11 protein-coding genes are annotated in these 9,776 nt (G+C 73.6%); 3 read left to right on the top strand and 8 right to left on the bottom strand.

The window, feature by feature from the left end; genetic code table 11:
* The first annotated feature begins 2 nt into the window (after positions 1 to 2).
* Positions 3 to 992, top strand: coding sequence for a ketopantoate reductase family protein (locus RGI145_RS11005; protein WP_075798364.1), 990 nt, complete (start codon positions 3 to 5; stop codon positions 990 to 992).
* Here the strand turns inward: RGI145_RS11005 and RGI145_RS11000 are convergent.
* Together RGI145_RS11000 and RGI145_RS10995 are read right to left on the bottom strand one after the other, a co-directional pair.
* Positions 974 to 1,918 (bottom strand): DUF429 domain-containing protein, encoded by a 945-nt coding sequence (locus RGI145_RS11000; protein WP_075798363.1) that lies wholly within the window; start codon positions 1,916 to 1,918, stop codon positions 974 to 976. The genes RGI145_RS11005 and RGI145_RS11000 overlap by 19 nt on opposite strands.
* 32 nt (positions 1,919 to 1,950) lie before the next feature.
* A complete protein-coding gene (locus RGI145_RS10995) occupies positions 1,951 to 2,166 on the bottom strand; it encodes a hypothetical protein (protein ID WP_075798362.1) in 216 nt (71 codons plus the stop codon).
* Positions 2,167 to 2,283: 117 nt separating this feature from the next.
* Between RGI145_RS10995 and RGI145_RS10990 the strand changes: the two genes are divergently transcribed.
* Positions 2,284 to 2,616, top strand: coding sequence for a DUF1491 family protein (locus RGI145_RS10990; RefSeq protein ID WP_075799995.1), 333 nt, complete (start codon positions 2,284 to 2,286; stop codon positions 2,614 to 2,616).
* A 34-nt stretch (positions 2,617 to 2,650) separates the two neighbouring features.
* Here the strand turns inward: RGI145_RS10990 and RGI145_RS10985 are convergent, their stop codons facing one another.
* The 5 genes from RGI145_RS10985 to efp form a co-directional block, all read right to left on the bottom strand.
* On the bottom strand, positions 2,651 to 4,039 hold the full coding sequence (locus RGI145_RS10985) for a peptidoglycan -binding protein (RefSeq protein ID WP_075798361.1): 1,389 nt from the start codon (positions 4,037 to 4,039) through the stop codon (positions 2,651 to 2,653).
* Positions 4,040 to 4,080: 41 nt separating this feature from the next.
* Positions 4,081 to 5,208, bottom strand: coding sequence for a flagellar motor protein MotA (locus tag RGI145_RS10980; RefSeq protein ID WP_075798360.1), 1,128 nt, complete (start codon positions 5,206 to 5,208; stop codon positions 4,081 to 4,083).
* A 7-nt stretch (positions 5,209 to 5,215) separates the two neighbouring features.
* Positions 5,216 to 5,812: a hypothetical protein gene (locus RGI145_RS10975; protein ID WP_075798359.1), complete on the bottom strand. Its 597-nt coding sequence runs from the start codon at positions 5,810 to 5,812 to the stop codon at positions 5,216 to 5,218.
* A gap of 203 nt (positions 5,813 to 6,015) precedes the next feature.
* Positions 6,016 to 6,864: an inositol monophosphatase family protein gene (locus tag RGI145_RS10970; RefSeq protein ID WP_027280349.1), complete on the bottom strand. Its 849-nt coding sequence runs from the start codon at positions 6,862 to 6,864 to the stop codon at positions 6,016 to 6,018.
* Positions 6,865 to 7,094: 230 nt separating this feature from the next.
* Positions 7,095 to 7,664, bottom strand: a complete 570-nt coding sequence (gene efp, locus RGI145_RS10965; RefSeq protein WP_075798358.1) for an elongation factor P — start codon at positions 7,662 to 7,664, stop codon at positions 7,095 to 7,097.
* A gap of 153 nt (positions 7,665 to 7,817) precedes the next feature.
* Between efp and RGI145_RS10960 the strand changes: the two genes are divergently transcribed.
* Positions 7,818 to 8,399, top strand: a complete 582-nt coding sequence (locus RGI145_RS10960) for an AAA family ATPase (protein WP_237183045.1) — start codon at positions 7,818 to 7,820, stop codon at positions 8,397 to 8,399.
* 84 nt (positions 8,400 to 8,483) lie between these two features.
* Here RGI145_RS10960 and RGI145_RS10955 read toward each other — a convergent pair whose 3' ends face one another.
* A complete protein-coding gene (locus tag RGI145_RS10955; protein ID WP_075798357.1) occupies positions 8,484 to 9,599 on the bottom strand; it encodes a lysine-2,3-aminomutase-like protein in 1,116 nt (371 codons plus the stop codon).
* Positions 9,600 to 9,776: the final 177 nt, after the last annotated feature.

Below are 9,776 nucleotides of genomic sequence, written 5' to 3'. Positions count from 1 at the left end.
GCATGAAAGTCTGCGTCTTCGGCGCCGGGGCGATCGGTGGCCATCTGGCGATGCGGCTGGCGAAGGGCGGGGCGGAGGTTTCCGTGGTCGCGCGGGGCGCGCAGCTTGCCGCCATCCGCGCGCGCGGGCTGACCGTGCGGGCCTATGACGGCGAGCACCATGCGCGCATCGCCGCGGCAGAGGACCCGGCGGAGCTAGGGCCGCAGGATGCGGTGGTCGTCACGACCAAGGCGCCGGCCCTGCCGCAGGTGGCCCGGGCGATCGGGCCGCTGCTCGGGCCGGAGACCGCGGTGGTCTTCGCGATGAACGGCATCCCCTGGTGGTATGCGGACGGGGCCGGCGGGGTGCTGGTGGGGCGGAGCATGCCGGAGCTCGACCCGGGCGGCGTGCTGCGGGAGGCCGTGGGCATCGCGCGCACGGTGGGCGGGGTGGTCTATTCCTCCTGCACCGTGGTCGAGCCCGGGGTGGTGTCGGTGGAGGGCAAGGGCAGCCGCCTGATCCTGGGCGAGCCGGACGGGCGGGTGACGCCGCGCGCCGAGGCGCTGGCCGGGGTGCTGCGGGCCGGCGGGCTCAGCGAGGTGCCCGTGACCACGGAGATCCGCAAGGAGATCTGGGCCAAGCTGATGGGCAACATCTCCTATGGGCCGCTCTGCATCCTGACGCGACGGAACTTGCGGGAGACCTATGCCGACCCCGTGGTCTCCGCGGCGGCGGAGCGGATGATCCGCGAGGCGCAGGCCATCGCCGCCGGGCTCGGCATCACGCTCGACGAGGACCCGGTCGGGAAGCTGTCGGGCGTCGGGCGCAGCGCGCACAAGCCCTCGATCCTGCAGGACCTGGAACTTGGACGGCAGATGGAGGTGGAGGCGATCATGCTGGCGCCGCTGCGCCTGGCGCGGATGGCGGGGGTGGAGACGCCGACCCTCGATCTGGTCGTGGCGCTGGCGAAGAGCGTCGCCGAGGGGGCGGGGCTCTACGTACCCGAGGGATAGAACAGGGCTGGGAGGCTGGTCTGCCCCAGCACCCAGCCTTCCCACCGCCGCACCCAGGGGTCGTCCGGCACGAAGTCCGGCCGCGCGCCGTCCAGCACGCCGACGAGGCCCAGCAGGCCGAGCAGGCTGTCGAAGCGGTCCTCCCCGGCGGCATCGGTGCCGAAGCCGTCCGCCATAGCCGCCGCCAGGGACGCATCCGGCTGGACGCCCAGCCGGGCCATGGCCTCGCGCAGTTCCGGCAGCGCCCGCAGGCGCACGGCGCGGTCGCGCTTGCTGCCGGACAGGCGCAGGCCGAGATGGCGCAGGCATTCGGCCGGATAGACCTCGGCCAGCACGGCCCGGCCCGGGGCCAGGAGAGCGTGCAGCCCGCCCTCGAAGGGCCAGAGGCGGTAGGGCGCGCTGGCGGTGAGGGCCGGGACCAGCCAGTCCCTCCAGGCGGAGATCGCCGCCTTGCCGGTCTGGTTCGCCCCCAGCGTCCAGAAGAGCGGGGCGCCGGCGGGGCGTTCCGCCGTGGCGAGGTCGCAGAGCCGGCACAGTCCTGAGGCGCCGTCCATGCCGAGCGCCTGGGCGTGTTCCAGACGGGTCATGCCGCGCAGGCCACGCGCCGGGTAGAAGGGGCTCTCGGCCGAGACCCCGGCCAGGCTCTCCGCGACGCGCCAGAAGCCCGTTTGCCCCGCGAGGCCGTGCAGGAAGGCGGGGAAGTCCGGTTCGGGGCGCTGGCGGGCATAGGCGCGGGGCAGGCCGAGCGGCAGGTCGAGGCCCAATGCCACGGCCTGCCCTTCCGCCAGCAGGGCGGCGGCCCAGGCGGCGGGATCGCCGACCGGGCGCGGGGCGGTGGCGTGCCAGCCGCCCAACCCGGCACGCCGGGCAAGGGTGAACCAGCGCTTGGCCGGGTTCACCGACCAGTCGGCATGGGCGGCGATCATCGCGCGGCCTCCGGCCGGGCCGGTGCGCGCGTTCAGCCGATCGGCTTGTTGGCCTTCTCCATCAACTTGCTGAAGAAGGCGCGGGCCTTGCCTTGCGGCTTGACGGCCACGGGCGCGGCCGGCTTCGCCGCCTCGCGTTCCCGCTCGCGGGAAGCCAGCCACTTCTCCAGGCTCATGCCCGCCTTGGCCGCGCGCTTGGCCTCATAGGCGCGCTGGCCCTCTGTCAAACGGCGCTCCGGTGCAGCCATCTTTTCCCCGATCCCATATGCCCTGTCGGCGGCGGGTGTTTCGCGCGACGGCGCGGCGGCGGCAAGAGGCTCTGGCGGGGCTTGCGCCGAAGCCGTGGCGGCGGCACCTGCTGGGGCATGGAAGCGCGTGTGAAAGCCGGCATCTGGGCCTCGATGGCCCTTCGCCTCGGGGATCAGGCCGGACGCCCCGGCATGGTGCTGCGGAAGGGGGACCCCGACAGCGGCGGCATCCTCTGCGTCCTGCATGGGCGGGAGGGGATGGTGGTGCTGTCCCAGGTGCGGGACGCGGAGGGAAGGCAGGCCTGGATGCGCGGCACCGGCGCGGCGGCGGTGAACCAGGAGGCCGCCGATGCCTATGTCGCCCGGCAGGTGAAGCGCGACCCCGACCTCTGGGTGCTGGAATTCGAGGCGCCGGACCTGCTGCCGCCCTTCGAGGCGAAGATCATCTGAGGCTTCGCCCCGGCCGTGGAGGCCGGGGCGTGGGTCAGCGGTCGGTGAGGCGCAACTCGATGCGCCGGTTCCTGGCCAACGCCTCGGGGCTGTCGCCCTGGTCGATCGGCTGGTTGTCGCCGAAGGCCGCGGCGGCCACGCGGCTGGCCGGCAGGCCCTCGCCGATCAGGAGCTGCGCCACGGCGATGGCGCGGGCGGCGCTGAGTTCCCAGTTCGAGGCGAAGCGGCCGCCGCCGCGGAAGGGCGTGCGGTCGGCATGGCCGTCCACGCGCAGGATCCAGGGCGTGTCGGGCGGGATGCGGCCGGAGATGTCCTTGAGCACCCCGGCGATCTGGCGGATCTGCGCCTTGCCGCTGTCGGAGAGGTCGGCGCCGCCCACGGGGAAGAGCACCTCGGACTGGAAGACGAAACGGTCGCCGACGATGCGGACATCCGGCCGGTCGCCCAGCACCTCGCGCAGCCGGCCGAAGAAGTCGCTGCGGTAGCGCTGGAGTTCCTCGACCTTGGCGGCGAGGGCGGCGTTCAGGCGGGTGCCGAGATCGGCGATCTGCGCGTCCTTTTCCTGCCCGGCCTTCTGCTGCACGTCCAGCGCGGCGGAAAGGCGCTGAAGCTGCGCCTTCAGATCGTCGATCTGCCGGGCCAGCAGGGCGGCCTGGGCCTGGGCGCTTTCGGACAGGCGCACCGCCTCGCCATGGGCGCGCTGTTCCTCGCCGAGCTTCGCCTGGGCGTCCTGCGCCTGCTTCTCCAACTGGTCGCGCAGCGCGGTCAGGGCGCGCACCTGGTCGGCGAGCGTCGCGGCCTGGACCTGGAGGGCGGCAAGCCGGGCCTGGGCCTCTGTCAGCGACTGTTCCGCCTGCTGCCGTCCGGCCTGGGCGGCGCCGAGGGCGCGGGCGGCCTCGGCGCGCTGGCGCACCGCCTCGGCGGTCTGGCCGCCCACCGCCTCGGCCCGGCCCAGCGCCTCGGTCAGTCGCGATTCCAGCGAGGCGATGCGTTCACCCGTGCCGCGCGCGGCCAATTCGGCATCGGAGAGGCGGGCGGCGAGCTGGTCGCGGGCGTCGCGCAGGGTGTCGCGCTCGTCATGGAGCTGGTCGCGTTCCGTGCGCAGCCCGGTCAGCTCGCCCTGCGCCGCGTCGCGGGCGGTGGCGGCGCGGCGCGCCTCGTCCTGGGCGCGGCCGAGGCTGGCGCGAAGCTCGTCCGTCTGGGAGCGTTCCAGCGAGAGCAGGTCGGCCAGCTCCGCCACCTGCCGGTTCAGCCGGTCCAGCGCCCGGTCGCGGGAGCTGAGCGTGACGGACAGGAAGCCCTGCGCCAGCACGAAGACCAGCAGCACGAAGATGATGACCATCAGCAGGGTGGACAGCGCGTCCACGTAGCCGGGCCAGGCGTTGAGCCCCTCGCGCTGTGAGCGCCGGATGCCGCGCGCCATGGCTCAGCGCCCCGCCTGCATGGCCGCCATCGGGGCCGCCATCAGGGCGATTCCGCCAGGGCGGCGATGGTGCGGGCGAGCAGCTTGATCTCGCTGCGGATCTCCTGGGTGGACTGCGCGCGGCCCTGGCTCACCTCCTCGACGAGGCGGGCGAGGTAGAGCTCGATGTTGCGCAGATGGGCATAGGAGGCCTCGCCATGCCCCTGCGCCTCGCCCAGCCGCTGGAGGACCGGGTTCAGCGCCACCTGCCCCTCGGCCATGCGCTGCATCAGCACCTGGCTGGCGCGCATCTGGTCGGTCAGCACGGAGAGGCGTTCGGTGAGCGTGTTCAGCGCCTGTCCGGCATGGGCGGAGCGTTCCTCGCCGCGCGCCATGATGCGCTGGAGGCCTTCGAGGTTCTCGGCGGTCTGTTCCAGCAGGGCCTGGACATAGGCGGGCACGGAGCCGCCCTCGCCCTCCGCGCCGAGCACGCCGGAGGAGAGGCGGGTGGCGGAGGCGAGCCATTCCTCCAGCTCGTTATAGAAGCGGTTCTGCGCCTGTCCGGCGGTGAGATCGAGGAAGCCCAGCACCAGCGAGCCGCCGAGGCCCAGCATCGAGGAGGAGAAGGCGATCGACATGCCGCCGAGCGGCTGGGCGAGGCCGGATTTGAGCTGGTTGAACAGCGTGTTCAGGTCGCCGGAGCCGACCGACATGCCGTTGATGACCTCGCCCACCGCGCCGATGGTCTGGATCAGGCCCCAGAAGGTGCCGAGCAGGCCGAGGAAGATCAGCAGTCCGGTCATGTAGCGGGAAAGCTCGCGGCTCTCGTCCAGCCGCGCGGCGATGCCGTCGAGCACCGAGCGCATCGCCGGGCCCGAGAGGGAGAAGCTCTCGCCGCGCCGGCTGCCCAGCATGGAGGCCATGGGGGCGAGCAGGCTGGGGGCGGGCTGCGCCGTCTGGCCGGGGCCCTGGCTGCGGAACTCCTCCAGCCAGTCGGCCTCCCGCCGGATGGTGAGCACCTGGCGGAAGGTCCAGACGATGCCCAGCAGCAGCACGCCGAGGATCACCCCGTTCAGCACCGGGTTGGCCATGAAGGCCACCAGGAGCTGCGCCGAGAGCAGGGCCGCGATGGCCAGCACCACGGCCAGGAAGACCACCATCCGCAGCAGGTAGCGGGTGGGGCGGGTCATGGGATGTTCATCCTCTGCGTGGGGCGGGCGTGGCCGCCGGTGGCGGGGCGGGCGAAGGGGCGGTGGAGGCCGCGGCGGGGCGGGGCGGGGCGGGCGGGATCAGGTCGATGCTGTCGGTCGCCTCGATGGTCAGGCCGAGCGGGCGCAGGTCGATGCGCGTGCCGGGCAGGCCGCCGGATTCGAGGATGCGCTTGATGTCCTGCGCCCGGGCCAGGCTGTCGCGCCGGGCGGTGGACAGGTCGTCCGCCGGGCCGGAGACGCGGGCCAGCACGGTGACACGGCCCCGGCTGCGTTCCGCCATGGCCGCGGCGAGCCGTTGCAGGGCGGCCTGCTGGGCCGGCGTGACGGTGCCCTGGATGCGCCAGAGCCCCTCAGGGAGCGTGGCGATGCCGTCGGCCAGCGGGATGTCGGCATAGGAGGCGGTGGCGGGCGGGGCGGGCGCGCGCGGCATCGGGGTGGGGGCCAGCTGCACCGGCGGCGGCGGGGCCGGAGGGGGCGGTGGTGGCAAGGGCAGGTCGGACTGCGCCCAGCCGGCCCCGGGGATGAGGCCGAGCAGGCAGGCCAGGATCGCGGCGGGCCGGAGAAAGTTTGGAACCGAAGGCATCGGCCGCGCAGGCTAGAGCAGATCGGCGGGGGCCGGAACAGCCCCCTGTCGCGCTTTGCCGGGCCCATGTGACCGCCGGAGCGCCGGTGCGGCGCTCCGTGCCGGTCGTGGGAGGGTGGTGGAGGAGCAGCGGGACGGGCCGCGGTTGCGGCCCGTCCGGGGGGGATGCGGTCGGGGGGATGGCGCGGGGGAGGGCCCCCGGCTCAGCCCGCCGTGCTGCGGCTGGCCGCGACCCGGGCGATCCCCTCGGCCACCGCCTCGCGCAGCGGGCCGTGCAGGTTCGGGTTGCCGGCGACGATGTTGCCGTGCGGCCAGGGGTCGTTGCCGTCCGGATCGGTGACATAGCCCCCGGCTTCCTTGACCAGGACGATGCCGGCGGCACAGTCCCAGGGCTTCAGCCCGAGTTCCCAGAACCCCTCGTAGCGGCCGGCCGCCACCCAGGCGAGGTCCAGCGCCGCGGCGCCGAATCGGCGCACGCCGGCCACCTGCGGCATCAGCCGGGCGAGGGTGGCGGAGAATTCGGCGCGCTTCGGCACGTTGGCGAAGGGGATGCCGGTGGCGAAGAGGGCTTCCTGCATGTTGCGGCGGCCGGAGACGCGGAGGCGGCGGTCGTTCAGGAAGGCGCCCATGCCCTTCTCGGCCCAGAACAGCTCGTCCATCGCCGGGTTGTAGATGACGCCGGCCATGAGCTCGGAGCTGTTCTCGCCGGTGCGCTTCTCGATGCCGACGGAGACGCACCACTGCGGGATGCCGTGCAGGAAGTTGCTGGTGCCGTCCAGCGGGTCCACCACCCAGCGCCACTCCCAGTCCTTGTCGCCGCTCTCGCCGCTTTCCTCCATCAGGAGGGCGAAGCCGGGGCGGGCCTTGGTGAGGTCGGCGCGCAGGCTTTCCTCGGCGCGCAGATCGGCCTGGGACACGAAGTCGCCGGGGCCCTTCACGCTGACCTGGAGGTTCTCGACCTCGCCGAAATCGCGCAGCAGGCGCTTGCCGGCCTTCTGCGCGGCCTGGATGACGACATTGAGCGCGGGGGAGAGTCGGGGGCTCGGGCGCATCGCGTGGATCCTCGCTGCGCCCGGGGCGTGGGGCCGGCCGGCTGCCCCCGGGGCCGGATGGGCCAGGTCCGGGGGCGCGGCCCGGTCGGAAGCGCGCCGGGCGGAAATGACGGAAATGGGCAGGCCGCAGCCTGCCCGGATCGGGGCGCCCGGGAAAGGGCGCCGCCGCGTTCGGAAGAATCCCCGCCCGGACGGCGGGGAGGGGCCGGGCACGGGGGCCCGGCGCGGCCTCAGCCCTTGGCGCGCTCCACGTAGGAGGCGTCCTCGGTGCGGACCACGATCTTCTCGCCGGTGGCGATGAAGGGGGGCACCTGGGTCTTCACGCCGTTGGCGAGCATGGCGGGCTTGTAGGAGGAGGTCGCGGTCTGGTTCTTGATCACCGGATCGGCCTCGGTCACCTCCAGCACCACCGTGTCCGGCAGGTCCATGGAGACCGGGTCGCCCTCGATCAGGCGGACGTTGACGGTCATGTTCTCGACCAGGAAGGGCAGGCGGTCGCCCAGGATCTCCTTGGGCACGCTGTGCTGCTCGAAGGTTTCCGGGTCCATGAGGATCAGGGTCTCACCATCGGCGTAGGAGTAGGTGTACTCCTTGTCCTCGGTGGTCAGGCGCTCGACCGTGTCCTGGGTGCGCCAGCGCTGGTCCTTCTTGGTGCCGGACTTCACGTCGCGCATCTCGACCTGGATCACGGCCGCGCCCTTGCCGGGGGTCATGATGTTGATCTTGAGCACGGACCAGCGGCGGCCCTCGAATTCGATCACCTGGCCAGGGCGCATCTGGTTGGCCTGCTGCTTCGCCATGGGGGCGGCTCGTCCTCGGTCTTTTGGAAAGGAGCGGGCGGGCGGCGGGCGCCCGCGCTGAAGGGCGGCGTTTAGACCTCCGGGCGCTTTCGGGCAACCGGGACCGGCGCGGAGCGGAGCGGGAGGCCGGGGCGCGGGCAGGAGGGCCGGGCCGTGAAGCGGGAGGAGGCAAGGGTGCGCATCGCCGTCTTCGGCGTATCGGGATCGGGCAAGTCCACCCTGGCGCGGCGCCTCGCCGCCGCGCTGGGCGTGCCGCATGTCGATCTGGACGCGATCAACTGGCAGGCGGGCTGGCACGACCTGAACACGCATGACCTGCCGGAGTTCCGGCGGCGCGTGGCGCGGGCCGTGGCGGGGGAGGGGTGGGTCAGCGACGGCAATTACGGCCGGGTGCGCGACCTCGTCCTGGCGCGCGCGACGCATGCGATCTGGCTCGACTATCCGCGCTCCCTGGTCATGCGGCGGGTCCTCTGGCGCTCCCTGTGGCGGGCGGTCGCGCGGCGGGAGATCTGGCCGGGCACCGGGAACCGGGAAGCGTTCCGGCAGTGGCTGGATGCGGATCACCCGGTCCGCTGGGCGTGGCGCAGCTATCCGGAGCAGCAGCGGACCTATGCGGCGCTGTTGGCGGACCCGGCGCTGGCGCATCTGGAAAGGCACCGGCTGCGGCACCCGGACGCGGCGGAAGCGCTGCTGCGTCGCCTCCGGGCCGGAAACGGCGGGGCGGCCGGGACGTGAGCCCAGGACGTGAGCCCGGGACGTGAGTATGGCCCGCGCGCGGGGGCGGGGAGGCCATGACCGCGCCGGAGGCCGGTGCCCGGCTCAGCCCTGCGGGGTGTCTCGCAGGGAATGCTCCGGCGACGGTTCCGCCGCGGCATGGCGGTAGGGGGCGCCGTCCAGCGGCCGTTCCACCACCCAGTCCGCGCCCTCCGGCGTGGCGAATTCCGGGCCGATGGGTGCCTTGCCGCCGCCGCCCGGCGTGTCGAGCGCATAGACCGGCCAGGCCAGCCCGGTGAGGCGGCCGCGCAGGGCGCGAAGCAGTCGGCGGCCCTCGGCAACCGGCACCTCGAAGCGGGCGGTGCCGGGGGCGCGGTCGAGCTGGTGCAGGTAGTAGGGCTTGATCCGGCTGGCGAGCATGGCGCGGAAGAGGTCCTCCAGCGCGGCCTCTCTGTCGTTCACCCCGCGCAGCAGCACCGACTGGCCGAGCAGGGCCACCCCGCCCCGCGCCAGGAGGCGCAGGGCGGAACGGGCCGGGGGGGAGAATTCGCGCGCATGATTGGCGTGCACGCAGAGGAAGAGGGCCTTCTCCGTATTCAGCGCCTCGGCCAGCGCGGGGGTGACGCGGGCGGGGTCGGCCACCGGCACCCGGGAATGGATGCGGATGATCTCGATATGCGGGATGGCGGAGAGGCGGGCGACGATCGTGCCCAGGCGGCGGGGCGAGAGCATCAGCGGGTCGCCGCCGGTCAGGATCGCCTCGCGCAGTTGCGGCGTGCGGGCGAAGTAGTCCAGCGCGGCGTCGAGCTCCGCCTCCGAGAGCAGGCCGCCATCGGGGCCGACCTGTTCCCGCCGGAAGCAGAAGCGGCAATAGACCGGGCAGGCCAGGAGCGGCTTCAGCAGGGCACGGTCGGGATAGCGGTGGACCACACCCTTCACCGGGGAATGCGGGTGGTCGGCGGTGGGGTCCTCCAGCTCCTGCGCGGAGACGAGGAGTTCCGCCGCCCGGGGGATGTACTGCGCCGCGATGGGGTCGGCGGGGTCGGTGCGGTCGATCAGCGCCGCCACGGCGGGCGTGACGGAGATGGCATAGCGCTCCGACACCGCGCGCAGGCCGGGCAGGGCCGCCGCGGGCACGAGGCCGGCTTCCGCCAGGGCCTCCGGGCTGCGGAGGGTGCGGGCAGGGCTCGGCATGGCGGGGTGGGAAAGGCCATCGGGCATGGCGGCCAGCAGCTAGACCAGGATGGGGGGCGGTGGAAGCGACAGGGCCGGGGGACTGGGCCGCGCCCGCGGGGCGGCTGCCATCCGGCGGGGGGCGTGACGAAGGGGGCCATGACGAAACAGGGGCGCCCCGGATGGGGCGCCCCTGTTTCGTGATCCAGCCGGGGGCCGGCCGGA

The sequence above is a fragment of the Roseomonas gilardii genome, assembly GCF_001941945.1.
Lineage (GTDB): Bacteria > Pseudomonadota > Alphaproteobacteria > Acetobacterales > Acetobacteraceae > Roseomonas.
This window is presented reverse-complemented; position numbering and strand designations above follow the sequence as displayed.